Annotated in this window: 14 protein-coding genes; 5 read left to right on the top strand and 9 right to left on the bottom strand. The window is 64.8% G+C overall.

The window, feature by feature from the left end; genetic code table 11:
• The first annotated feature begins 83 nt into the window (after positions 1–83).
• On the top strand, positions 84–851 hold the full coding sequence (gene map / locus AM586_RS20765; protein ID WP_047824451.1) for a type I methionyl aminopeptidase: 768 nt from the start codon (positions 84–86) through the stop codon (positions 849–851).
• Positions 852–906: 55 nt separating this feature from the next.
• Here map and gap read toward each other — a convergent pair whose 3' ends face one another.
• Entirely contained in the window at positions 907–1,917 is a 1,011-nt protein-coding gene (gene gap / locus AM586_RS20760; RefSeq protein ID WP_047824453.1) for a type I glyceraldehyde-3-phosphate dehydrogenase, read from the bottom strand.
• A gap of 98 nt (positions 1,918–2,015) precedes the next feature.
• Positions 2,016–4,010, bottom strand: a complete 1,995-nt coding sequence (gene tkt, locus AM586_RS20755) for a transketolase (RefSeq protein WP_047824455.1) — start codon at positions 4,008–4,010, stop codon at positions 2,016–2,018.
• A 126-nt stretch (positions 4,011–4,136) separates the two neighbouring features.
• Between tkt and AM586_RS20750 the strand changes: the two genes are divergently transcribed.
• Complete coding sequence (locus AM586_RS20750; RefSeq protein WP_047824457.1) at positions 4,137–4,865, top strand: 16S rRNA (uracil(1498)-N(3))-methyltransferase; 729 nt, start codon at positions 4,137–4,139, stop codon at positions 4,863–4,865.
• An 82-nt stretch (positions 4,866–4,947) separates the two neighbouring features.
• On the opposite strand, the gene AM586_RS20745 is transcribed toward AM586_RS20750, so the two are convergent.
• Positions 4,948–7,947 (bottom strand): TonB-dependent receptor, encoded by a 3,000-nt coding sequence (locus tag AM586_RS20745; RefSeq protein ID WP_047824459.1) that lies wholly within the window; start codon positions 7,945–7,947, stop codon positions 4,948–4,950.
• A gap of 596 nt (positions 7,948–8,543) precedes the next feature.
• Positions 8,544–11,600 carry a TonB-dependent receptor gene (locus AM586_RS20740; protein WP_047824461.1) on the bottom strand — a complete coding sequence of 1,019 codons (3,057 nt, stop codon included), beginning with the start codon at positions 11,598–11,600 and terminating at the stop codon, positions 8,544–8,546.
• A gap of 661 nt (positions 11,601–12,261) precedes the next feature.
• Here AM586_RS20740 and AM586_RS20735 point away from each other — a divergent pair.
• From AM586_RS20735 to AM586_RS20725, 3 genes are all read left to right on the top strand, one after another.
• A complete protein-coding gene (locus AM586_RS20735; protein WP_047824463.1) occupies positions 12,262–13,878 on the top strand; it encodes an NAD(P)/FAD-dependent oxidoreductase in 1,617 nt (538 codons plus the stop codon).
• A 2-nt stretch (positions 13,879–13,880) separates the two neighbouring features.
• Positions 13,881–14,759, top strand: a complete 879-nt coding sequence (locus AM586_RS20730) for an EamA family transporter (RefSeq protein ID WP_229411108.1) — start codon at positions 13,881–13,883, stop codon at positions 14,757–14,759.
• A 96-nt stretch (positions 14,760–14,855) separates the two neighbouring features.
• Positions 14,856–15,860: an acetamidase/formamidase family protein gene (locus AM586_RS20725; RefSeq protein WP_047824465.1), complete on the top strand. Its 1,005-nt coding sequence runs from the start codon at positions 14,856–14,858 to the stop codon at positions 15,858–15,860.
• Between the two features lie 53 nt (positions 15,861–15,913).
• On the opposite strand, the gene AM586_RS20720 is transcribed toward AM586_RS20725, so the two are convergent.
• The 5 genes from AM586_RS20720 to AM586_RS20700 form a co-directional block, all read right to left on the bottom strand.
• Positions 15,914–18,661: a TonB-dependent receptor gene (locus AM586_RS20720; RefSeq protein WP_047824467.1), complete on the bottom strand. Its 2,748-nt coding sequence runs from the start codon at positions 18,659–18,661 to the stop codon at positions 15,914–15,916.
• Between the two features lie 250 nt (positions 18,662–18,911).
• On the bottom strand, positions 18,912–19,877 hold the full coding sequence (corA, locus tag AM586_RS20715) for a magnesium/cobalt transporter CorA (protein WP_047824469.1): 966 nt from the start codon (positions 19,875–19,877) through the stop codon (positions 18,912–18,914).
• 105 nt (positions 19,878–19,982) lie between these two features.
• Positions 19,983–21,500 (bottom strand): nitrogen regulation protein NR(I), encoded by a 1,518-nt coding sequence (ntrC, locus tag AM586_RS20710; RefSeq protein WP_047824471.1) that lies wholly within the window; start codon positions 21,498–21,500, stop codon positions 19,983–19,985.
• 58 nt (positions 21,501–21,558) lie between these two features.
• Complete coding sequence (gene glnL, locus AM586_RS20705) at positions 21,559–22,614, bottom strand: nitrogen regulation protein NR(II) (RefSeq protein ID WP_047824473.1); 1,056 nt, start codon at positions 22,612–22,614, stop codon at positions 21,559–21,561.
• A 21-nt stretch (positions 22,615–22,635) separates the two neighbouring features.
• Positions 22,636–23,157 (bottom strand): DUF4124 domain-containing protein, encoded by a 522-nt coding sequence (locus AM586_RS20700; RefSeq protein ID WP_082439421.1) that lies wholly within the window; start codon positions 23,155–23,157, stop codon positions 22,636–22,638.
• Positions 23,158–23,272: the final 115 nt, after the last annotated feature.

Genomic DNA, 23,272 nt, shown 5'->3' with positions numbered 1-23,272 from the left:
GACCGATGCCCGCCGGGTTCGCCCGGCGGGCATTTTTTCATTTGACCGGGTATCATGAGCGGTCAAAGCGAAACGAAATTACCATGGTTATCAAACTCAAGAACGACAAAGACATTGCCAAGATGCGCGTCGCCGGCCGCCTGGCCGCCGAAGTGCTGGAAATGATTTCCGAACACGTCCAGCCCGGCGTCTCCACCGAGGAGCTGGACCGGCGCTGCAACGAATACATCCGCAAGGTGCAGAAGGCAACGCCCGCGAACGTCGGCTACCACGGCTTCCCGAAGACCCTGTGCACCTCGGTGAACGGGGTGGTCTGCCATGGCATCCCGAGCGAGCAGGAGGTCCTGAAGGACGGCGACATCGTCAACATCGACGTCACCGTGATCAAGGACGGCTGGCACGGCGACACCAGCCGCATGTACTTCGCCGGCGCCCCCTCCCCCGAGGCAAAGCGCCTGGTCGACACCACCTTCGATGCGATGATGGCCGGGATCCGCGTGGTGAAGCCGGGCGCGCGCCTGGGCGACGTCGGCCACGCGATCCAGACCCTGGCCGAGAAGGCCGGCTACTCGGTGGTGCGCGAATACTGCGGCCACGGCATCGGCCGCGTCTACCACGAAGACCCGCAGGTGCTGCACTACGGCCGCCCGAACACCGGCCTGCTGCTGAAGGAAGGCATGACCTTCACCGTCGAGCCGATGCTGAACGCCGGCGAGGCCGACGTCGAGCAGCTCGACGACGGCTGGACCGTGGTCACGGCCGACAAATCGCTGTCGGCGCAGTGGGAACACATGATCGCGGTAACCAGGGACGGTTTCGAGATCCTGACGCCCTGGCCGAAGAAGAAATAAGCCGCCCGAAAAAAAACGCTCCCGAAGGAGCGTTTTTTGTTGGTGCCGAACCCGATTACTTCGCGTTCATCAGCGCCACGGTGGTATCCAGCATGCGGTTGCTGAAACCCCACTCGTTGTCGTACCAGGACGAGACCTTCACCAGGCGGCCCGAGACCTTGGTCAGGGTGGCGTCGAAGTTCGACGATGCCGGGTTGTGGTTGAAGTCGACCGACACCAGCGGCTCGGTGTTGTAGGTCAGGATGCCCTTCAACGCGCCTTCCGAGGCGTCCTTCATGATCTTGTTGATTTCCTCGACGGTCGTGTCGCGCTTGGCGATGAAGGACAGGTCGACGATCGAGACGTTGATGGTCGGCACGCGGATCGCGTAGCCGTCCAGCTTGCCGTTCAGTTCCGGCAGCACCAGGCCGACCGCGGCGGCGGCGCCGGTCTTGGTCGGGATCATCGACTGGGTGGCCGAACGGGCGCGGCGCAGGTCTTCGTGCATCACGTCGGTCAGCACCTGGTCGTTGGTGTAGGCGTGCACGGTGGTCATCAGGCCGTTCTCCAGGCCGATGGTATCGTTCAGCGGCTTGACCAGCGGGGCCAGGCAGTTGGTGGTGCAGGAAGCGTTCGAGATCACGGTGTCGGTGCTCTTCAGCACGTCCTGGTTCACGCCGAACACGATGGTGGCGTCGACATCCTTGCCGCCCGGGGCCGAGATGATGACCTTCTTGGCGCCGCCCTTCAGGTGGGCCGATGCCTTTTCCTTGGTGGTGAAGAAGCCGGTGCACTCCAGCACCACGTCCACGCCCAGCTCGCCCCACGGGATTTCGGCCGGGTTACGCTGCGCGAACACGCGGATCTTGTCGCCGTTGACGATCATGGTGTCGCCTTCGACCACGACGGTACCCGGGAACTTACCGTGGGTGGTGTCGTAACGGGTCAGGTGGGCGTTGTGCTCGGCGTTGCCGAGATCGTTGATCGCCACGATCTGGATGTCCTGCTTCTTGCCGCCTTCGTAGAAAGCGCGCAGCACGTTGCGGCCGATGCGGCCATAGCCGTTGATTGCTACTTTGATCGTCATTGTCTACTCCTGATTGAAAAAAATCTTATCGTCGAAGCATAGCGCGAAAAACCTGCCGCACGGATCGTCTCCAGGTCCGTGCGGCGGTAGGTCAAACCTTAGGCCAGCACGGACTTGACCTTGCCGACGACGTTCTCGACGGTGAAGCCGAAGTGCTTGAACAGCACCGGCGCCGGGGCCGATTCGCCGAAGGTGTCGATGCCGACCACGGCGCCTTCCAGGCCCACGTACTTGTACCAGAAGTCGGTCACGCCGGCCTCGATCGCCACGCGCGGGATGCCCTTGCCCAGGACGGCCTGCTTGTAGGCGGCGTCCTGGCGGTCGAACACGTCGGTCGACGGCATCGAGACGACGCGCACGGCGATGCCCTGGCCGGCCAGGGTCGCGGCGGCGTTCACGGCCAGCTCGACTTCCGAACCGGTGGCGATCAGCACGGCGCGCGGATTGGCGGCGTCGCGCAGGATGTAGCCGCCCTTGGCGATGCCGGCGACGGTGGATGCGTCACGCTCCATGTACGGCAGGTTCTGGCGCGAGAAGATCAGGGTCGCCGGGCCATCCTTGCGCTTGAGCGCTTCGCCCCAGGCCACCATCGACTCGGTGGTGTCGCACGGACGCCAGTTGTCCAGGTTCGGGATCAGGCGCAGCGAGGACACGTGCTCGACCGACTGGTGGGTCGGGCCGTCTTCGCCCAGGCCGATCGAGTCGTGGGTGAACACGAACAGCGAACGGATCTTCATCAGCGCGGCCATGCGCAGCGCGTTGCGGCTGTAGTCCGAGAAGGTCAGGAAGGTCGCGCCGAACGGGATGTAGCCGCCATGCAGGGCGATACCGTTCATCATCGCGGCCATGCCGAATTCGCGCACGCCGTAGTTGATGTGGTTACCCGGGGTGCCCGAGCGCACCGCGACCGATTCCTTCCAGTTGGTCAGGTTCGAGCCGGTCAGGTCGGCCGAGCCGCCCAGGAATTCCGGCAGTACCGGCGCCAGGGCCTGGATCGCGTTCTGGCTGGCCTTGCGGGTAGCGATGGTTTCCTTCTTCTCCACGGTCGCGGCGACGGCGGCGGCCAGGGCTTCCTCGAACTTGCCCGGCAGCTCGCCCTTCATGCGGCGCTCGAATTCGGCGGCCATTTCCGGATACTCCGCGCGGTAGCCGTCGAACAGCTTGTTCCACTGGCCTTCGGCCTCGGCGCCCTTCTGCTTCTGGTCCCAGGCTTCGTAGATCGGGGCCGGGATGTCGAACGGGATCGCGTCCCACACGAGGTGCTCGCGCACCGCGGCGACTTCCTTCTCGCCCAGCGCGGCGCCGTGTACCTTGTCGCCGCCCTGCAGGTTCGGCGAACCCTTGCCGATGATGGTCTTGCAGCAGATCAGGGTCGGACGGTCCGAGGTCTTGGCCTTGGCGATCGCCGCATCCACGGCTTCGACGCTGTGGCCGTCGACGTCCGGGATCACGTTCCAGCCGTAGGCTTCGAAGCGCTGCGGGGTGTTGTCGGTGAACCAGCCTTCGACTTTACCGTCGATCGAGATGCCGTTGTCGTCATACAGCCAGATCAGCTTGTTCAGGCGCAGGGTGCCGGCCAGCGAAGCCACTTCGTGCGAGATGCCTTCCATCAGGCAGCCGTCGCCGAGGAAGGCGTAGGTGTGGTGGTCGACGATGTCGAAGCCCGGACGGTTGAATTCCTTGCTCAGCAGCCACTCGGCCAGCGCCATGCCGACCGAGTTGGCGATGCCCTGGCCCAGCGGACCGGTGGTGGTTTCCACGCCCGGGGTGATGTGGACTTCCGGGTGGCCCGGGGTCTTCGAGTGCATCTGGCGGAAGTTGCGCAGGTCGTCCATCGACAGGTCGTAGCCCGACAGGTGCAGCAGCGCGTAGTGCAGCATCGAACCGTGGCCGTTCGAGAGCAGGAAGCGGTCGCGGTTCATCCAGCCCGGATTGGTCGGGTTGTGGCGATAGTGGCCATCCCACAGCGCAACGGCCATCTCGGCCATGCCCATCGGCATGCCCGGGTGGCCGGAATTTGCTTTCTGGACGGCGTCCATCGCCAGCGCGCGGATCGCGTTGGCCATCAGGGTGGTGGTTTGCAGAGGTTTCATCTGAATGTGGTGAGTCTGAGGATTGGGAAGCGGTGGGCGCACAAGCTGGCCTTAACCGGGTATTTTACCAGAGGACACCAGCGACGCCTTAAAATGCCGGTCTGTCTTCTCTATCCCTTGCCGTCCATGCCACGTTTTTACTGCCCCCAGCCGCTCCTCGCCGGCGCCATCGTCGACCTGCCGGACAGCGTCGCCCATCACCTGCACGTCGTGCGCCAGCAGCCGGGGGACGAGGTCGTGCTGTTCAACGGCGAAGGCGGCCAGGCGCGCGCGCGCCTGCGCGAGATCGGCAAACGCCGCGCCAGCGCGGAAGTCGTCGCCGTGGAAGCGGTCGACGTCGAACTCCCCTATGCCGTCACGCTGGCCCAGGGCCTGCCCGAGGGTAGCAGCAAGATGGACTGGATCGTCGAGAAGGCGGTCGAACTGGGCGTGTCAAGCATCCAGCCGCTGGCGGCGGCGCGCTCGGTGGTCAAATTGTCGGGCGAGCGCGCCGACAAACGCCAGGCGCACTGGGAAGGCGTGATCATCGCCGCCTCCGAGCAGAGCGGGCGCAACCGGCTGGCGCGGCTGGCGCCGCTGCAGGACTTCGGACGCTGGATCGCGCAGCCGGCGCAGGAGCCGCGTATCCTGCTGTCGCCGCGCGCGACGCAGTCGCTGGCCGGCTGGGCGCGCGCGACCAGGCCGCAGGCGGTGAGCTTCGTGATCGGCCCGGAGGGCGGCTTCAGCCCGCAGGAGGAAGAGATGGCGCTGACGCATGGCGCGCTGGCCCTGTCGATGGGCCCGCGCGTGCTGCGCACCGAGACCGCCGGGCTGGCGGCGCTGGCGACGCTGAACGCGGTCTGGGCTGCCGACTGATATAGATAAAGAAAAAACCCACGGCGAACCGTGGGCTTCGCAAGCCCGCCGCGCTGGCGGCGGGCTCAGGCCACAAATCCGATTACTTGAACTTGTAGTTGTACTCGGCGCTGAACTTCATCGAACGCGGCGCGGTGAAGAAGGTCGGCATTTCGTACGTGGCGACACGTGCGGAGTCGCTGTTGTACTCCTCGTCCACCTTCGTGACGGTCTGGCTATTGAACACGTTATAGACGTCCATGCGCAGCGCCAGGCCTTGTACGAGCTTCGGCTTGTAGACCAGGTTCAGGTCGACGGTCTTTTCCCAACCCAGGCGGCCGAGGCTGCCACGCGGCGAGAGCACGTTGTTTTCGGCCACATCGCCGAAGCAGTAGTGCGCAGCGCTGCTGTAGTCGCCGCCACGGTGCAGCGGATCGGTACCGAAGCAGGAACGCGGACGACCGGATGCCAGCAGCAGGTTGCCGCCGACGGTCCATTCAGGCGTCAGGTCGTAGAAACCGAAGGCCTTGATCTGGTGCGTGCGGTCGTTCGGCAGCAGGCCATTCGCGCCGATCATCTGCTCCGGGTAGTCCCAGGTCTGGGTCGCGGCGACGTCGGCCTGGGCGGTGGAGGTATCCGACAGGGTCTGGCCTTCGGTATTGCCCTTGTTGCGCGACAGGGTGTAGGTCACGCGCGCCCACCAGCCGTTGCGGTACGGGTGCTCGAAGCTGAAGTCCAGCGCCGCATAGGTACGCGACGGCTTGTCGAAGCCCAGGTCGGCCTTGCTCAGGTGTACGTTGGTGTAGGTGCCGTTGCCCGCATAGTCGACCAGGAAGTTGTTGTCCTCGCCCGGGTTGAACGTGGCGCAACCGAAGCCGGCGTAGTTCGAGGTGTCGATGTTGTTACGCGCGGCATAGGCGTCGAACGCGCGCGAATCGCACAGGTCGTCGATGGTCGATTTCAGCTTGCGGTAGGTGAACATCACGCCGAAGGTGTAGTCCGGCGTCAGCTGGCGGTCGAAGCCCAGCGTGATCTCGTCCTGGTACGCAGGCTTCATGCCCTGCGCGGCGACGGTCTTCGGATCCTTGGCCTGGCCATACTCGTTGTTGTTCGACACCGGGGCGGTCAGCTGGGTGGTGCCGGTCGGCAGGCCGTTCGCGTCGGTGCCGGTGTAGGTGTAGTACTGGAAGGTGTACTTCGAACCGTTGGCGCCGCGCAGTGCGACCGAGCTCGGGATCGGCACGGTGTAGCGGCCGGCGCTGCCGTAGACCTTGAACGAGCTGTCGCCGTTCACGTCCCACGACGCGTTCAGGCGCGGCAGCCACTGGTTCTTCATCTCGATGTACTTGGTGCCGTCCTGGTTGGCGTTGTAGAAGCCTTCGCGACGCACGCCGGCGGTCACCAGCAGGTCCTTGGTTACCTGCCAGCGGTCTTCCAGGTACTGGGCGTCCTGGCCGGCATAAGCGTTCGAATAGGTCTGGTAGACGATGTTGCGGACATAGTAACCCTGGGCCGCGATGCCGCCGTAGCTGCTCAGCGGCGCCGGCAGGACGCCGCCCGACACCACCAGCGGCGTGTCGAGGGTGGAGGTCTTCTGGTATTGCCAGAGGCTGCCGCCGGCATAGCCGACGCCGGCATCCTTGGTGACGATCTTGTTGTTGTCCAGGCCGGCGCGCAGGGTGTGGTTGCCCAGCTTGTATTCCAGGTCCAGGCGCTTCGATTCGATTTCATCGCTCGAGCCGCTCAGCGGCACCGTGCCGGTGACCTTCTGGCCGGCCACGTAGTTGAAGCCAGGATAGCGGTTGGCCGCTGCGGCCGACACCTGCGCCAGGGTCGGATCGTAGCCCGACGGGCTGTAGATGTGTTCCGACTTCATCTTGCCGTACAGGCCATTGATGGTCAGGTTTTCGGTGATGTTGCCGATGTAGCGCAGGCTGTTCAGCTTGCCGCCGTTGTTCTGGGCCGGGCCGAATTCCTGGTGGTTCGAGGTGTTGACGGTCGAGCCGACGGCGCCGGTGGCGTAGTCGTAGGAACGGTAGCTGTAATCCGACTCCGGCAGGTCGCCGATGCTCGTGAATTCCAGGCGATGGTTGTCGTTGATGTTCCAGTCCAGCTTGCCGTAGTAGCGCTTGGTCTTGGTTTCTGCATCACGCCAGCCCGAGGTGCCCAGGACACTGGAGCTGGTGGCGCCGACGACCTGGTGCGAGTCGCCCTTGGTCTGCTCCAGCGAGACGAAGCCGAACAGGGTGTCCTTGATCAGCGGACCGCCCACGTAGGCCGAGTACTGCTTCTGCGACACTTCGTTCTGCGAACGGCGCAGGTAGAGGGTGTTGTCGGTGTCCGGGAAGGCGCCGGTGTTCGCGTAGTACTGGTCGCGGTACTTGGCGCGGGTCGAGGACGGGGTGATCGAGGCGTAGGCGCCGGCTTCCCAGGTGTTGGTGCCGGATTTGGTGGTGATGTTGACCACGCCGCCGATCGAACGGCCGAATTCGACGCCGTAGCCGCCGGTCAGGACCTGCGCCTGGGCGATCGCGCCGAACGGCAGTTCCGAGGAACCCAGGCCGGTCAGCGGGTTGGTGACGACCATGCCGTTGATGTAGTAGGCATTCTCGGTTGCCGCGCCGCCGCCGAAGCTGGCGCCGGCGCCGTAGCTCGGGTCGCTGCGGGTGGTGTTCGGGGCCAGCTGGATGATCGAATCGACGTTGCGGCCGATCGGCAGCTTGTCGAGTTCACGCGCGGTGAAGGTGGCGCCGTTGACCGAGCTCGACACGTCGATGCGGGCGCGGCGGCCGGTCACCTGCACGGTTTGCACGCCGCCGGCTGCTGCGAAGGCCGCTTCGACACCCTGGCCGGCCAGGACTTCGACCTGGGTGGTGCCGATGGTATTGCCACCCTTGGCCAGGGTGACGGTGTAGGTGCCGATCGGCAGGCTGGTCGCACGGAAATTACCCGCCGTATCGACGGTAACGGTACGGGTTGCGTTGGTACCATTGTTCTTGAGGACGATGGTATCTCCACCACCGCCCGCGACTTTACCGTACACGGTACCGGATGCGTTCGACTGCGCCATTGCAGGCTCGATCATGCCCACGGTCAGCGCCATTCCCCCAAATGCAAGCGCCAGAGCATGAACCAAGACAGTTTTCTTCAACATGTGATTCCCTTATTTTCAATTCTGGCAGCCTTGTAGGCTGCCTTGTTTTAAATCACTTAACTCCCCGCCCATGTATTGACAGGTGTATTTATCTCCTGCATCATGAATGACCGGATGGTCTTTGCTCAAAAGATAAACTATTGCGATAAAAACACACAAATTCTTGGGGTGTCAATTTCGTATATGTATCAACCAGCCTGTTTTTAGCTGGATTTATTTGCACCATTACGGTGCAAGAAGCGTGCAGCCGCATGGTGCGCCGCAATATTTCGCCTCTCCCACTCGCTTTAGGCGAATAAAATTCTTGCCGCAATCCCGCCATTCTGCGGGCCTTAACAAAAATCTCACCTCCCTCCCCAGCGCTTTGCGCCTTGCCCGCGACGCAACAATTTGGTGCGCTCCAGTGAAAGCGCGGCGTGAAAAAACGCCTTTCGCCCGATGCATGCCGGCGCCGATGTTGTGGGTGTCAAACAACACTATTGAACAGATAAAAAAAGCCCGCGGGCGAACCCGCGGGCTTTCGAGACTGCCGAACCGGAGTTCGATCAGAACTTGTGGCTGTACTCCACCGAGAAGCGGACCGAACGCGGTGCGGTGTAGCTGATCACCTGGCCGTAGGTCGGGCTGACATCGGTCGTGCTGCTCACGTTGTAGGTTTCGTCGTACACCTGGACGGTCTGGCGGTTGGTGGCGTTGAACACGTCAACCTTGAATGCCAGGTCCTTCAGCGCAGCCGGACGGTAAGCCAGGTTCAGGTCCAGACGGACATCCCAAGGCAGCTTGCCGTAGGAGCCGCGCGGCGCCGGCTTGCCGTTGCAGTAGAAGAACACCGAACCGTAGTCAGCCTCAGGCGGCACATCCGGGTTCCAGCCGAAGCAGCTGCGCGGACGGCCAGAGGCTGCCAGCAGGTTGCCGCCGACCGTGAATTCCGGCGTGATGTCGTAGAAGCCGAAGGCCTTGATCTGGTGGGTACGATCGTTCGGCAGCAGGCCATAGGAGTCCACCATCAGCTCCGGGTTATCCCAGGTCGAGGTCGCGGCGACGTCGGTCTGTGCGTTGTCCGACTTGGTCTGGCCTTCGGTATTACCCTTGCTGCGCGACCAGGTGTAGCTCACGCGGCCATACCAGCCGTTGCGGTACGGGTGCTCGGCGAACAGGTCGATCGCGGCGTAGGTACGCTTCGGCTTGTCGAAGCCCATTTCGGCCGCGGTGAAATGCACCTTGGTGTAGTTCGAGCCGGTACCTGCATAGTCGACCAGGAAGGTCGAATCGCCGCCCGGGTTGAAGGTGGCGCAACCGAAGCCGGTCCAGTTGTCGGTGTTGATGTTGTGATCGGCGGCATACTTGTCGAACAGGCGCGGATCGCAGTAATCGTCGATGGTCTGCTTCAGCTTGCGGTAGGTAACGCGTGCGCCGACGGTCAGGTCCGGGGTCCAGGCTTTTTCCAGGCCCAGGGTGGCTTCATCCTGGTAGGTGGCCTTGATGTCGCGGGCGGTGACGGTGTTCGGATCCTTCGCCTGGCCCAGCTCGTTGTTCACCGAGTAGACGCCCGAGATCGGATTCAGGCCGGTCGGCTGGCCGTACTGGTCGGTGCCGGTATAGGTGAAGGCCTGGCGGGTCAGGGTCGAACGGCTGGCGCCGCGCACTGCCAGGTGGGTCGGGATCTGCAGCGCGTAGCGGCCGGCGGTACCGTAGACTTTCAGCGACGAGTCGCCGTTCACGTCCCAGCTCGCTGCGATACGCGGCGAGATCAGGCTCTTGACTTCGAGGAAGGTCTGGCCGTCGCCGTTGATGTTCTTGAAGCCTTCGTTACGCAGGCCCAGGGTCAGCAGCAGGTTCTTGGTGGCTTGCCAGCGGTCTTCGATGTACTGCGCATCCTGTTTCGAGCCGGCGTCGGTCACCGAGTCGAACAGGCGCTTGCTCACGTAGTAACCCTGGGTACCCAGGCCGCCGCCGCTGGCGGTGGTGGCGCGGGTCGGGCCGAAGGCCAGCGGGTTGTTCGGGTTGGCAGTCTTGGCATACACCCAGATACCGCCGCCGCCGTAGGTCTGGCCGATCTTGCTCGACAGCAGTTCATTGTTGTCGAGACCAGCGCGGATGGTGTGGTCGCCCAGCTTGTATTCCAGGTCCAGGCGCTTGGAGCGGATGGTGCTGCTCGATTCGGCGTTGTCCACGCTGCCCGACAGCACCTGCGGGCTGAAGTAGTTCAGGCCCGGCGCACGTGCGTTGCTCGGTGCGCTGATCTGGAAGATGTTTGCCGGTACATTGCCGACCTGGTCGTAGCTCGACGACACCGGGTTGCGGCTCTCGCCGGCCAGCGCCGTCAGGGTCAGGTTGTCGGTCAGGTTGCCGGTGTAGCGGAAGATCGAGACTTCGGCGCCGATCGACGGCGAGAAGTTTTCGTTGTTCTTGTAGTGCTGCGAGGCGGTCTGCGGGCCGACGATGCCCGAGCCGCTGCCGGTCGGGTAGGTGTAGCCGAACAGCTGGCGGTTTTCACGGCCGACGTCGCCGATGAAGGTCGCTTCGAGGCGGTTGTTGTCGTTGATGTTCCAGTCGAACTTGCCGACGTAGCGGTCGGTCTTGTCCTGGGTCTTCTCGTAGCCGGTCGCGGCCAGCGAGGACGAGGTGCGGATACCGTTCACGCGTTCCTGGTTGGCGCGGCGCTGCTCGAGGGCGACGAAGGCGAACAGGGTGTCCTTGATCAGCGGGCCGCCGATGTTGGCCGAGTACAGGTACTCGTTGCGATGCATATTGTCGCGCTGCAGGTACAGGGTGCCGTCGGTCGCCGCATTTTCCTTGGCGCCGGTGTTCGGGTAATAGCGGTTCTTGGCGCTCGAACGCAGGCTGTCCGGGGTGAACTGCGCGCTGGCGCCGATTTCCCAGTTGTTGGTACCGCTCTTGGTGGTGATGTTGACCACACCGCCCACGGAACGGCCGAATTCTGCGCCGAAGCCGCCGGTCAGCACCTGTGCCTGGGCGATCGCGCCGAACGGCAGTTCGGAGGCGCCCAGCTGGGTGACAGGGTTGGTGACAGGGAAACCGTTGATGTAGTACGAGTTTTCCGACGGCGCGCCGCCGCCGAAGGAAGCGCCGCCCGAGTAGCGCGGGTCGGCACGGGTGGTATTCGGAGCCAGCTGGATGATCGCCGCCACGTTCTGGGTGGTCGGCAGCTTGGCCAGTTCCTTCGCGGTGAACACCGCGCCGTTATTGGTATTCGACACGTCGATACGGTTGCGGCGGCCGCTCACCTGCACGGTCTGCACGCCGGCTGCGCGGAAGGATGCATCGACACCCTGGCCGATCAGCACGTCGACTTCCATGGTATTGGCAACGGCACCGTTACGCACGAGCTCGACACGATAGTGACCCGGCGGCATGGCGGTCGCGATATAGCGGCCGCTCGGCTCCGGCGTGACCGAACGGCGATAGCCGGTTTCGGTGTTCACCATGTTGATCGTTGCACCGGCAGGGGCGTCGATGCTGCCGACGATGTTACCCGAGGCGTTCGACTGGGCCATTGCCGGCTCCATCACGCCAACGGTCAACGCAGCGCCGGCAAACGCCAGGCTCAATGCGTGTACTAAAACGGTTTTCTTAAGCATGTGATTTCCTATTGTGGTGTTTCAACCGTTCTCTCAACGGCCCGATAACTGCTTGCTGAATCACTTCCTGTTGCCAAAACCACTGGCTTTCCTCTCTTTTTTCACCGATAAGGCGAAGCCGTATCCTTGTTGAGACAAAGATATGTACGCACATAGAAACATAACGTTTCTGCAAGTGTCAATTGCCAAAAACCCATCAAGCATACGGCCGTAAATACGACAAATTCGCGCACCATGTTGGGGCAGCGCAATATGCACAATTGTGTAGCGCAGCAATACAACTGTTTCCAAAACGCATAAGCTTATTCACGCCAAAAAAAAATTGAACAAAATCAAGTAAATACGCATAAATACACCTCGATATCCTCACGATTCGACGTATTGCGCTGCATCATATGTATAGGCAAGTCGGCCAATAAAATGGCGCGCGCCCATTTATGGTGCATACAAAGAATTTGTCCTTAATTTGTCCCATGTTGGATATGTGCAACGTACCGGACACAAAGACAGCCGTCCGGACACTGCTGTACAGGCAAGCGCGGCGCATGCCGGACAGTGCGGACACCGGACACGCTGCGGGCGGACATTTCCACGACGAGCGCCGGGCGGCTTACAATAGAGGGTTGAACCTCTGACGCGTTTGCTAGCGAAGCCCCTACCCATGCTGAGAATTGCCGAATTAAAACTTCCCCTTGACCATCCTGAACCGGCACTGCGCCAGGCCGTGCTGAGCCGTCTCGGCATCGCTGAAGACGAGCTGATCGACTTCACCGTGTTCAAGCGCAGCTACGACGCACGCAAGCGCAGCGCCATCGTGCTGATTTACGCGCTGGACGTGCAGGTGAAGGACGAGGCGCAGGTATTGAAACGACTGCAGCACGACCGCCAGGTCATGCCCTCCCCCGACACCGGCTATAAATTCGTTACCACCGCGAAGCCGGCGCCCGGCATGCCGCGTCCGGTGGTGGTCGGCATGGGCCCGTGCGGCCTGTTCGTGGCCCTGATCCTGGCCCAGATGGGCCTGAATCCGCTGGTCCTGGAACGCGGCAAGGTGGTGCGCGAGCGCACCGTCGATACCTTCGGCTTCTGGCGCAAGCGCAAGCTGAACACCGAGTCGAACGTCCAGTTCGGCGAAGGCGGCGCCGGCACCTTCTCGGACGGCAAGCTGTACAGCCAGGTCAAGGATCCCAAGCACTACAGCCGCAAGGTCCTGTCCGAGTTCGTGAAGTCGGGCGCACCGGAAGAGATCCTGTACGTCAGCAAGCCGCACATCGGCACCTTCCGCCTGGTCAAGATGGTCGAGCAGATGCGCGCCGAGATCCTGTCGCTGGGCGGCGAGATCCGCTTCGAGACCCGGGTCGAGGACGTGCTGGTCGACGGCGAAGGCGGCAATCGCCAGGTGGTCGGCGTGCGCCTGGCCTCGGGCGAGGAAATCCCGACCCGCCACCTGGTGATGGCGGTCGGCCATAGCGCGCGCGACACCTTCCAGATGCTGTACGACCGCGGCGTGTATGTCGAAGCGAAGCCGTTCTCGATCGGTTTCCGGGTCGAGCACCCGCAGTCGCTGATCGACGCCTGCCGCTTCGGCCCGAACGCCGGCAACAAGATCCTCGGCGCGGCCGACTACAAGATCGTGCACCACGCCTCGAACGGCCGCAGCGTGTACAGCTTCTGCATGTGCCCGGGCGGCACCGTGGTCGCCGCCTCGAGCGAGGAAGGCCGCGTGGTCACCAACGGCATGAGCCAGTACTCGCGCGCCGAACGCAACGCCAACAGCGCGATCGTGGTCGGCATCACGCCGGAAGACTACCCGGGCCACCCGCTGGCCGGCATCGCCTTCCAGCGCGAGCTGGAGTCGCGCGCCTTCGTCCACGGCGGCAGCAACTACGATGCGCCGGGCCAGCTGATGGGCGATTTCGTGCGCGGCGTGGCCTCGACGGAATTCGGCTCGGTGGTCCCGTCCTTCAAGCCGGCCGTGCACCTGACCGACCTCGCCACCGCCCTGCCCGACTACGCCACCGTCGCCCTGCGCGAAGCCTTCGTCGCCTTCGACAAGCAGATCAAGGGCTACTACAAGGAAGACGCGGTGCTGACCGGCGTCGAGACCCGCACCTCTTCGCCGATCCGCATCAAGCGCCACGACGACAGCCTCGAAAGCCTGAACACGCGCGGCCTGTACCCGGCCGGCGAAGGCGCCGGCTACGCGGGCGGCATCATGTCGGCGGCGATCGACGGCATCAAGGTCGCCGAGGCCGTGGCCCTGTCGCTGGTCGCCTGAGCGTGACCACCCCGGCCGACAAGCTCGCCTTCGCCGCAGCCGGGGACAGCGCCACGCTCCCGGTGCTGGCGATCGCCGCGGCGATGGTCTCGACCTATGCCGGGGCGGCCTTCGCCAAGCACCTGTTCCCGCTGGTCGGGGCCGAAGGCGTGGTCGGGCTGCGGGTCGGCCTGTCGGCCCTGCTGCTGGCGGCGTTCACCCGCCCCTGGCGCACCCTGCCCTCGCGCGCCGAGATTCCCAGCCTGCTGCTCTACGGCCTCGCGCTCGGCAGCATGAACCTGCTGATCTACCGGGCCTTCTCGCGGATCCCGATCGGCATCGCGGTGTCGATCGAGGTCATGGGGCCGCTCGCGGTGGTGCTGCTGTCCTCGCGCCGCGCGCGCGACTTCGTGTGGGTGGCCTGCGCGGCCTTCGGCCTGTGGCTACTGCTGCCGCTGCGCGCCGGGGCCGGAGCCGCGCTCGACCCGGCCGGAATCGCCTATGCGGCCGGCGCCGCGTTCTGCTGGGCGCTGTACATCGTGTTCGGCAAGCGCGCCTCGCAGGCGGCCGGTTCCGGCACGGTGGCCTGGGGCATGCTGGCGGCCAGCGTCTTCATCGTGCCGGTGGGCGCGGTCTACGCCGGCAGCGCCCTGCTCTCGCCCTTCGTGCTGCTGGCCGGGCTCGCGGTCGCGGTGCTGTCCTCGGCCGCCCCCTACACGCTGGAGATGATCGCGCTGCGCAGGCTGCCGCGGCGCGTGTTCGGCATCCTGGTCAGCTCCTCGCCGGCTGTGGCGGCGCTGGCCGGCTTCGCGGTGCTGGGCGAACGGCTCGGCGGGGTCCAGTGGCTCGGCATCGGCCTGGTCATCCTGGCCTGCGGGGCCACCGCGGCGAGCGCATCGTAGGGTGGGCGCCGCGTGCCCGCGCGGACGCAGGCGCTGTGATAAGGTCACGCGTGGGCACAAGGTGCCCACCCTACGACCATTCCAACCACCGCCTCCATGCGCAAAAAAATCCTCTCCACCTGCCTCGGCCTGGTCGCCTGCGCGCCTGCCTTCGCCGCCGACTACACCCTGCCCGCCACCCCCGCCACCGTCGCCTGGGGCTATTACTCGGGCCAGTCCAAGCCCGCCCTGACCGTCCATTCGGGCGATACGGTGCGCATGCAGACCCTGTCGACCTGCGGCTCGCCCGAGCGCATGATCGCGCGCGGAGTCAGGCCGGAAGACATCCCGCCCTATACCGCGGCGATCTACAATGAAGTGCAGGACAAGGGGCCGGGCGGCCATATCCTGACCGGGCCGGTGGCGATCGCGGAAGCCGAGCCGGGCGACGTGCTCGAAGTGCAGATCCTGAAGGTGGACCTGGACGCGAACTTCGCCTGCAACGTGTTCGGCGTCGGTTCCGGCTTCCTGCCGACCGAGTATCCCTACGGCCGCTACAAGGTGGTGCCGCTGGACCGCCGGAAGATGGTCGGCCACTTCGCGCCGGGCATCGAGATCCCGCTGCGCCCCTTCTTCGGCAGCATGGGCGTGGCCCCGGCCGGCGGCAAGATCGATAGCGCCCCGCCTTTTGTCCACGCGGGCAATATGGACAACAAGGAGCTGGTGGCCGGCGCCACCCTCTACATTCCGGTCGCCGCCAAGGGCGCCCTGTTCCAGGCCGGCGACGGCCACGCGGCCCAGGGCAACGGCGAAGTCGACATCACGGCGCTGGAAACCTATTTGTCCGGCACCTTCCGCTTCGTGGTGCACAAGGACCGCCACCTGATCTGGCCGCGCGCCGAAACCCCGACCCATTACATCTCGATGGGCTTTTCGAAGGACCTGAAGGAAGCGACCACGCTGGCGCTGCGCGACATGATCGCCTTCCTGGTGGACGAGAAAAAGCTGTCGCGCGACGACGCCTACATGCTGTCCAGCGTGGCGGTCGACATGGAAATCACCCAGCTGGTGGACGGCAACGTCGGCGTGCATGCGATGCTGCCGAAGAAGGTCTTCAAATAAAAAAACCCGCCGCATCTGCATGCGGCGGGTTTTCGCTTACGCCTGTACCAGGATTAGAACTGGTAGGTCGCGCTCACGTAGCCGGTCTGGCCGTGCGGGTCGTACCAGGTCGGATCGTAGCCAGTCTGGAAGTAGGAACCACCAGTGATGACTTCGGTCGGCTTGCGGTTGAACAGGTTCTTGACGCCTGCGGTCAGGGTCAGGTTCTTGATGCCGCCGTAGGTACCCTGCAGGTCCCAGGTCGAGAAGGCGCCGACGTGCTGGGCGATCGGCAGGTCCGCATCAGCGCGGGCTGCATCCCAGTAGCCCGACTGGAAGTTGTTGGTCAGCGACAGGCCGACCTTCTTGTACTTCCAGTCCAGGGTCAGCTGGTCGCGCCAGCGGAAGATGATGCCGCCGTTCGAGACCGCGCCCAGGACGTTGCCGTCCTTGTCGATGGTCGCGGCGACGCTGCGCTGCACCGTGCCGTCCGCCAGGGTCAGGTCGTACTTCGAGGTGTAGGTACCGTTCAGGCGCAGGTTGAAGTTGCCGTAGGTCGGGCTCTTCAGCAGGGCGTAGCGCACGTCCAGGTCGATGCCTTCGGTCTTCACGCTGCCGGCGTTGATGTTGGTGCCGACGATGTTGGTGATGTTGCCTGCGGAATCACGGCTCACCAGGCTGGTGTAGGCCGGGTTGCCGGCGGCCGCCTGGTTCAGCGTGAACGACGGCGACAGCGTGGTCACCAGGTTGTTCACGTTGATCTTCCACCAGTCGACGGCGATCGACAGGCCCTTGACCGGATCGACCACGAAGCCCAGCGAGGACTGTTCCGACTTCTCCGGCTGCAGCTTCGGGTTGCCGCCGTAGGTCTGGTTGAACTGGCCGAACTGGCCGGTGACCGGGTCGGTCAGGTTGGGGCTGGTGCCGATGGTCTGCTGGTTCATCAGCTCAGGCAGCGACGGCTCGCGGAAGCCCTTGCCGTAGGAGCCGCGCAGCAGCAGCTGCGAGACCGGCTGCCAGCGCAGGCTGACCTTCGGGTTGGTGGCGCTGGCGTTCGGGTAGCGGTCGTGGCGGACGGCCACGTCGGCTTCCAGGTTCTTGACGATCGGGACGATGGTCTCGGCGAACACCGCCGACGAATTGCGCGATGCCGACAGCGGCAGCTGGGCGCCGCCGTAGCCGGACACGTCGCCGCTCTGGTAAGCCGCGCTCGGGTTGACCGACAGGTTCTCGTCGCTCATCGAGGCGCCGACGGCGAACTTCATCATGCCGGCCGGCAGCTGGTACAGGTCGCCCGAGATGCGTGCGTTCAGCGCGTCGTTGCGCAGGGTCGCGTTCATCACCGGACCGACGTAGTTGGTGCCGTAGATCTGGCGCGCCAGGTCGGCCGACTGGTACTGGGTCAGCGGGTTGAAGGCGTTGTTGTTGCTCAGCAGGCGGACCAGCGCGGTCTGGTTCTGGTAACCCTGGATCGCGCGCTCGGTGACGTCGCTCGAGTTGTGGGTGTAGGCGACGTCGTAGTCATAGCCCTTGACGGTGCCGCGGAAGCCCATGGCCAGGTGCGAGGCGATCGCGGTGTCGCGCGCGATGCGGTCGCCGCCGTCGAAGGCGCGGTAGCTGACGGTCAGCGGCTGGCCGTTGACGCCGGCCGAGGTGGCGAGCGCGGTCGGGTAGTACGGGCTGCTCGGCGACACGACGATCGCCGGGTACAGGTTCTGGGTCGCGAAGGCCGGGTCGGTCGACAGGAAGGAGGCGCTGTACGGCGAGGCTTGCGCACGCTGCGTGGTCTCGTTGCGCGACACGAAGCCTTCCATGAAGAGTTCGGCCTTGTCGTTCAGCTTGAAGCGGAAGCTGCCGCCCACGTTGGCGCGCTTGGCTGCCGGCACCAGGTTGACGTACGGCGAGCTGTCGAAGCGGCACTTGCCGAGGTTGGCGTCCCAGGCGCTGCCGTTGGCCGCGCAGTTGCTCTGCGACAGGCCGTTGCCGATGCCGGAGCCGATCGAGTTCAGCGCGTTCGGGGTCACGCCCATTGCGTTCGGGGTGGTGACCGGGTCGAAGGTGCTGAAGGCGCCGCTCGGGGTGGCGCTGGCGTCGCGCAGGCCGTTGTTGTTCCAGGCGTTGTTCGCATAGCCGCGCTGGCGGCCGAAGATCGCGTCATCCTTGCTGACGTCGGCCGACAGGGTGATGTTGTAGCGGTCTTCGTCGAAATCGCCCCAGCCGGCCAGCAGGCTGGCCTTGTGGGTCTGGCCGCCGCCATAGCGGCTGACGCTGGTGTAGGCGGTGGCTTCCACGCCCTGGTAGTTCTGGCGGGTGATGAAGTTGATGACGCCGCCGATCGCGTCCGAACCGTACACGCCGGAAGCGCCGTCCTTCAGCACTTCCACGTGATCGATCGAGGCCAGCGGGATCGAGTTGACGTCGACGGCGGTGCCGTCGGTGGCGTAGTTGCCGAGGCGGCGGCCGTTGACCAGCACCAGGGTCTTGCTCGAGCCGAGGCCGCGCAGGCTGGCGCTGGACAGGCCATAGGTCGACTGGCCCGCGCCTTCAGCCTGGTTGCTTGCGCCGGCCATGGTGTTCGCGGTCAGGGTGGTCAGCAGTTCGGCGGTGTTGGTGGCGCCGGTGCGCTTGATGTCGGCGGCGCTGACCATCTGTACCGGCAGCGAGCCTTCGACGTCGGCGCGCTTGATCGACGAGCCGGTCACTTCGACGCGGGCGATCGGCTTGTCCGATTCCTGCGCCAGGGCCTGGCCCAACAGGCCGACGCCCAGGGCGCCGGCGAACATGACGCGCACGGAGCGCGACAGGGTTTTTTCCTTAAACATTCTTGTCCCAAACGTGGATGATGATGCGCTCGCTTGGGCGAAAGCGTCGACCCAAGGCGGCAGGCTGAATAATGGTTGCCTCCTTGCCCCTTGGTCAATATCTACCACGCAAAAAATGCATATCTACAACAGAACATTTCGTAACAAATATTAACTTGCTGAACAACATTCGGCTCGCTCAATTTGCTGCATGGCAACAAAAAAGCGCCCTGGGGCGCCTTTTTATGACTTCCTTCACGTTTTCATCACGCTATAGCCAGCCGGCCTTGCGGAAACGCCGATACAAATAGATACAGACGGCAATCATTGCGCCCAGCGCCATCGGGTAGCCCCACTTCCATTCCAGCTCGGGCATGTACTTGAAATTCATCCCCCACACGCCGGCGAAGGCCGTGAACACGGCGAAGATCGCGGCCCAGGCAGCCAGGCGCTTGTTCACTTCGCTCTCGTCGATCGACACCATCGACAGGTTCACCTGGATCGCGGTGGCGATCGTGTCGCGGATCGTGTCGAGGCGGCCGGCGATGCGGATCAGGTGGTCGTGCACGTCGCGGAAGTAATCCTGGACCCCGGTGGCCAGGACCGGCGCACGGCCGCCCAGCAGGCGTCCGACGGCGTCCATCAGCGGGATCACGGCATGGCGCAGCTCCACGCCCTTGCGCTTGAGCTGGTACAGGCGCTCGACGTTCTGGCGCTGGGCGCCGTGGGTAAAAATGCGGTCCTCGATGGTTTCCAGCTCGGACTCGAGCAGGTCGACGATCGGGAAATAGCGGTCGACCACGGCGTCCATCAGCGCGTACATCACGAAGGACGAGCCCATGCTCAGGAGGTGCGGCTCGCGCTCGGCGCGCGCGCGGACGCCCAGGAAGCCCTTGGCGGCGTCGCGCCGCACCGACAGCACGTAGTTGGGGCCGGCAAAGATGGCCAGCTCGCCGGTGGCCAGGGCGTCGCCCTCGAGGTCGATGGTGTGCACGACGGTGAACAGGCAGTCGCCGTATTCCTCGATCTTCGGCCGCTGGTGGCCGCGCGCGGCGTCCTCGACCGCCAGTTCGTGCAGGTTGAACTCCTCCTGCATCTGCGCCATCTCTTCATCGCTGGCGTCACGCAGCGCGACCCAGACGAAGCAGCCGGGCAAGGCCAGATAGTCGCTGATGTCCTCGACGGGAATATCGGAGAGTTTTTTACCTTCCTGGTAGGCGACGCAGTTGATCAGCATGAGGATTCGATGAAGCAGCGCGTGGTGCGCGGATGCAAGAGCTTACACCAAGTTAGCGCGTCGTCCCCGCCTGCGCGGGGACGACGGGGACTGCGGGGACGACGCTTATTCGTCCTTCGCGCCGTCGATCCCCAGCTCGGCAATCTTGCGGGTGATGGTATTCCGACCGATCCCCAGCCGGATCGCCGCGTCGTTCTTGCGCCCGTGCGTATGCTTGAGCGCCGTGCGGATCAGGGCCGTTTCGAACTGCTTGCCGAGCACGTCCATCACCTCGACCTGGCCTTCGGACAGCATGCGCGCGGCCTGCAGTTCGAGCAGGCCGATCCAGCCGTCGGCGCCGGCCGGCACCGGCAAGGCCATCGACGGCAGGACGCCGCCGCCGTCGGCAAAGCCCTGCAGCAGGCCGGCCGACGGCGCCGGCATCGCCACCGCCGCCGCCGTGGCGCTCGGGGAGGCCGCGCCGGCCGGCTGGGCCTGGGTCAGGTCGCGCGGCAGGTCCTTGACCTCGACGGTCTGGCCGGGCGCCATCACGGTGATCCAGTTGCACAGGTTTTCGAGCTGGCGCACATTGCCCGGCAGTTCCAGGCCGGACAGGAAGCGTACCGCCTCCTCGCTCAGGCGCTTGGCCTCGACGCCCAACTGGCGTGCGCTCTGCACCAGGAAGTGGCGCACCAGAAGGGGGATGTCCTCGCGCCGCTCGCGCAAGGACGGCAGGCGCAGCCGGATCACGTTCAGGCGGTGATACAGGTCTTCGCGGAACAGGCCGTCGCGCACGCGCTGCTCCAGGTTCTGGTGGGTGGCGGCGATCACGCGCACGTTCGCCTTGACCGGCTGGTGCCCGCCGACGCGGTAGAAGTGGCCGTCGGACAGCACGCGCAGAAGCCGGGTTTGCAAATCGAAGGGCATGTCCCCGATTTCGTCCAGGAACAGGGTGCCGTTCTCGGCCTGCTCGAAGCGGCCGCGCCGCATTGCCTGGGCGCCGGTGAAGGCGCCGCGCTCGTGGCCGAACAGTTCGGATTCGAGCAGGTCCTTCGGGATCGCCGCCGTGTTCAGGGCGATGAAAGGCTGGGAAGCGCGCGGGCTGTGCTTGTGCAGGGCGCGCGCGACCAGCTCCTTGCCGGTGCCGCTCTCGCCCGTGATCAGGACCGTCACGTTCGACTGCGACAGGCGGCCGATGGCGCGGAACACTTCCTGCATCGCCGGCGCCTGGCCGAGGATCTCGGGGGTCTCGCTGGGGGCGATCTCGACGCTGGCTTCGCGCAGGCTCTCTTCCAGCGCGCGCCGGATCAGCGCGACCGCCTTGTCGATGTCGAAGGGCTTGGCCAGGTATTCGAAGGCGCCGCCCTGGAAGGAAGCGACCGCGGAATCGAGGTCGGAGAACGCGGTGATGACGATCACCGGCAGGCCGGGATGCTTTTCCTTGACGGCGGCCAGCAGGTCGAGGCCGGATTCGCCCGGCATGCGGATGTCCGAGACCAGCACCTGCGGGCTGTCGTCCTCGAACGCGGCCAGCGCCTCGCGGCCGCTGGCAAAACTCCGGGTTGCGAGGTTCTCGCGCGCCAGGGCCTTTTCCAGCACCCAGCGGATCGATGCATCGTCGTCGACAATCCAGATTGGTTTCATGTATTCGTGCTTCCGCAATGGTTCATTGTTTGGACCGCGGCCGCACTGCGCCCGCCGCTTATGGCAGGGGGATCAGGATGCGGAAGTCCGTCAGTCCAGGCCGGCTTTCGCACTCGATCATCCCCAGGTGCTGCTGCACGAAGGTCTGCGCCAGCGTCAGCCCGAGGCCGCTGCCGCCCTCCCGTCCGGAGACGAGCGGATAGAAGATGCGGTCGCGGATCTCGGGGGCGATGCCCGGTCCATTGTCAATGATATGCAAGTCTAATGCCAGCCCGTAACGAACCTTGGCCAGGGTGACCTGGCGCGCCACCCTGGTGCGCAGGACGATCTGGGCGTCGCCCGCGGCAATGCGCGCGCGCAGGGCCTGGGCGGCGTTGTGGACGATGTTCAGCACGGCCTGGATCAGCTGTTCCTTGTCGCCGCGGAATTCGGGAATCGAGGCGTCGTAGTCGCGCCGGATCGCCAGGCCGGCCGGGAATTCGGCCAGCACCAGGCTGCGCACGCGCTCGCAGACTTCGTGGATGTTAACGTCGCCGACGATGTGCGGGCGACGGTGCGGCGCCAGCAGGCGGTCGACCAGGGTCTGCAGGCGGTCGGCTTCCTTGATGATGACCTGGGTGTATTCCCTCAGGGACGCATCCGGCAGCTCGAGTTCCAGCAATTGCGCCGCGCCGCGGATGCCGCCCAGCGGGTTCTTGATCTCGTGCGCCAGGTTGCGGATCAGTTCCTTGTTGGCCTGGCTCTGGTCGAGCAGGCGCTCTTCGCGGTCGAGCTTGAGCTGCTGCACGTTCTCGCGCAGCTCGACCACCACTTCGCCATCCCCGGCCGCGCTGACGATGCTGTGCACGTGCAGCGGCTCGCGCCCGCCGCGCTGCAGGGTCAGGTCCTGGCGCAGGTCGGCGTACTTGTGCGCCAGCGCCTGCCGGCACAGCGCATCCAGCTCCTCGCCGTTCAGGAAGAGCCCGGCCAGCTTCTGGCGCGACAGCGATTTCACCGAGATCTCGAGCAGGTGTTCGGCGGCCGGATTCGCATAGCGCACCAGGCCGCCGGTGTCGGCGACCAGCACGGCGGAGGCCAGCAGTTCGAGCCCGGTGAAACGGTCGGAAGTCGTCATTCGAAGGTGTGGGTCACAGGGTCAGCGGATGTTGGCGATCTCGCGCTTGATCGCTTCGATGTTTTTCTCGGCGCGGCCGATGTCGTCGCGCATCCGGGCCACGCGCTCCTGGTATTTGGCGTAGTTGCGCTCGTTGCCCTGGCGTTCCGGTTCGCCGTTGTTGAAGTCGCGTTTCAGGTCGGCCAGCTTCTTTTCCTCGGAGCGCAGCTCCTCGTCGAGGATCGCGCGGCGGTCGTCGTCGCGCGCGCGCTGGGTGGCGCTGTCGACGCGCGGGAAGTTCGCCGGGCTGGACGCCGCGGGCGCCGGACGGGCGGCGCCCTGGCGCATGCTCACGGCCGGTGCACGGGTCGGCGCCGGCGACGAGATGGCGCCGGAGACGATCGAATCGACCACCTTGCAGTTGCCGGCGTTGGCATCGGTGTAGAGCACGCGGCCTTCCTTGTCGACGCAGCGGTAGACGACGGATTGGGCAAAGGCGGGTGTGGCCAGCGTCAGCGCCAAAAGCATGCCGGCCGGGCGCAGCATGAAAGCAATGCTTGTCATTCGCATCAGGTCAGTCGGCACGAATGTGCCTGGTTGGGAAGCTTCCGACTATACCGCATCCGACTCCGGATGAAAAAAACGCGGGGCAGCCAGCCGGCTTTCCCCGCGTTTTTGT

It is taken from the genome of Massilia sp. WG5 (genome assembly GCF_001412595.2).
Taxonomy (GTDB): domain Bacteria; phylum Pseudomonadota; class Gammaproteobacteria; order Burkholderiales; family Burkholderiaceae_D; genus Telluria.
Note: the sequence above shows the minus strand (reverse complement) of the source record. Positions and strands in the feature narration are given on the sequence as shown.

Bases quoted from the DNA above. Each gene is read 5' to 3' on its own strand.
- map (WP_047824451.1), top strand. From the start codon at position 84: ATGGTTATCAAACTCAAGAACGACAAAGACATTGCCAAGATGCGCGTC.
- gap (WP_047824453.1), bottom strand. From the start codon at position 1,917: ATGACGATCAAAGTAGCAATCAACGGCTATGGCCGCATCGGCCGCAAC.
- tkt (WP_047824455.1), bottom strand. From the start codon at position 4,010: ATGAAACCTCTGCAAACCACCACCCTGATGGCCAACGCGATCCGCGCG.
- AM586_RS20750 (WP_047824457.1), top strand. From the start codon at position 4,137: ATGCCACGTTTTTACTGCCCCCAGCCGCTCCTCGCCGGCGCCATCGTC.
- AM586_RS20745 (WP_047824459.1), bottom strand. From the start codon at position 7,947: ATGGCGCTGACCGTGGGCATGATCGAGCCTGCAATGGCGCAGTCGAAC.
- AM586_RS20740 (WP_047824461.1), bottom strand. From the start codon at position 11,600: ATGCTTAAGAAAACCGTTTTAGTACACGCATTGAGCCTGGCGTTTGCC.
- AM586_RS20735 (WP_047824463.1), top strand. From the start codon at position 12,262: ATGCTGAGAATTGCCGAATTAAAACTTCCCCTTGACCATCCTGAACCG.
- AM586_RS20725 (WP_047824465.1), top strand. From the start codon at position 14,856: ATGCGCAAAAAAATCCTCTCCACCTGCCTCGGCCTGGTCGCCTGCGCG.
- AM586_RS20720 (WP_047824467.1), bottom strand. From the start codon at position 18,661: ATGTTTAAGGAAAAAACCCTGTCGCGCTCCGTGCGCGTCATGTTCGCC.
- corA (WP_047824469.1), bottom strand. From the start codon at position 19,877: ATGCTGATCAACTGCGTCGCCTACCAGGAAGGTAAAAAACTCTCCGAT.
- ntrC (WP_047824471.1), bottom strand. From the start codon at position 21,500: ATGAAACCAATCTGGATTGTCGACGACGATGCATCGATCCGCTGGGTG.
- glnL (WP_047824473.1), bottom strand. From the start codon at position 22,614: ATGACGACTTCCGACCGTTTCACCGGGCTCGAACTGCTGGCCTCCGCC.
- AM586_RS20700 (WP_082439421.1), bottom strand. From the start codon at position 23,157: ATGACAAGCATTGCTTTCATGCTGCGCCCGGCCGGCATGCTTTTGGCG.